This is a genomic window from Streptomyces sp. NPDC002265, assembly GCF_040296125.1.
Classification (GTDB): Bacteria; Actinomycetota; Actinomycetes; order Streptomycetales; family Streptomycetaceae; genus Streptomyces.
This window is the reverse complement of sequence record NZ_JBEOWS010000712.1, coordinates 1-1,212: the sequence shown is the minus strand read 5'-3', so window position 1 is coordinate 1,212 and position 1,212 is coordinate 1. Positions and strand designations below refer to the sequence as shown.

The 1,212-nt window shown below is 70.5% G+C and carries 1 protein-coding gene; it reads right to left on the bottom strand.

The features are described 5' to 3' along the window. Positions 1 to 88: 88 nt before the first annotated feature. On the bottom strand, positions 89 to 1,135 hold the full coding sequence (pstC, locus tag ABT085_RS46470) for a phosphate ABC transporter permease subunit PstC (RefSeq protein ID WP_351623293.1): 1,047 nt from the start codon (positions 1,133 to 1,135) through the stop codon (positions 89 to 91). Positions 1,136 to 1,212 lie beyond the last annotated feature (77 nt).

The following is a 1,212-nucleotide window of genomic DNA, read 5'->3' as shown; positions in this document are numbered from 1 at the left end:
GGTCCCGGCCGCTTCCGGGGCCACGGCCGCTTCCACAGCCGCGGCGGGCAGCGTCTTGGTGTCTTCCACGACGGTCATGTCAGGCCTCTCAGTCGCTCTGCGCGCCGGAGCGCGAGCGGGCGGCGATGGAGGAGGCGGTGAAGTTGACCGCCAGCGTCAGCAGGAACAGGGCCAGGCCGGCCGCCATCAGCGCCGACATGCCGAAGGGCGACGCGTCGCCGTAGTGCAGGGCGATCAGCGAGGACACCGAGTTCGAGCCGGTCTGGAGGATGTGCGGCTGGATGGTGAAGACCGGCGAGATGATCAGGTACACGGCGATCGTCTCGCCGAGCGCCCGGCCGAGGCCCAGCATCGTGCCGCCGATGATGCCGCCCTTGCCGTACGGCAGGATCACCGCGCGGATCATTCCCCAGCGGGTGGCGCCCAGCGCGTACGCGCCCTCGCGCTCGCCCGCGGGGGCCTGGGCGAACACCTCGCGCATCACCGAGCACTGGATCGGCGCGACCATCAGCGCGACGACGATCCCGGCGATGAAGGTGGAGGCGGTGTAGACGCTGTCGGTGGCGAGCGGGTCGCCGGGCTGGGTGCCGTCCACCGTGAACAGGGGGATCCACCCGAACCAGTCGGACAGCCAGCGCGACAGGCCGATCACGTGCTGCTGGAGGAAGAACAGCCCCCAGAGCCCGTAGACCACCGAGGGCACGGCGGCCATCAGGTCGACCAGGGTGACGAGGGTGCGGCGCAGCCGGCGCGGGGCCACGTCGGAGATGAACAGCGCGGTTCCGAGGGCCAGCGGCACGGACAGGGTCACGGCCGCGGCGGCGATCAGCAGCGTTCCCGTCAGCACGGCCGCGATGCCGAACCGGTGGACGTCCGGCTGCCATTCGGGGGTGGTGAGGAACGACAGGCCGGTGACGCTGAGCGCCTGACCCGCTCTCATCAGCAGGAACAGGCCCACGGCCGCCATGATGGCGAGAACCACCGCTCCGGTGGCCGTCAGCTGGACCCGGAAGATCCGGTCACCGAGGCCGCGCCCCGCATGAGGCCGCCGAGGAAACGATTCTTTCCCCTCCGGTTCGACATTCCCGGGTATGTCCCCCCCGGGTCTGTCGGGTTCTTCCTGCTCGGACTCCACGTAGGTACGCCCCTCACCCGAAAACGACTCTCCCCGCACGGCGCCGGAAGGCAGCCGTGCGGGGAGAGTCAGATCGG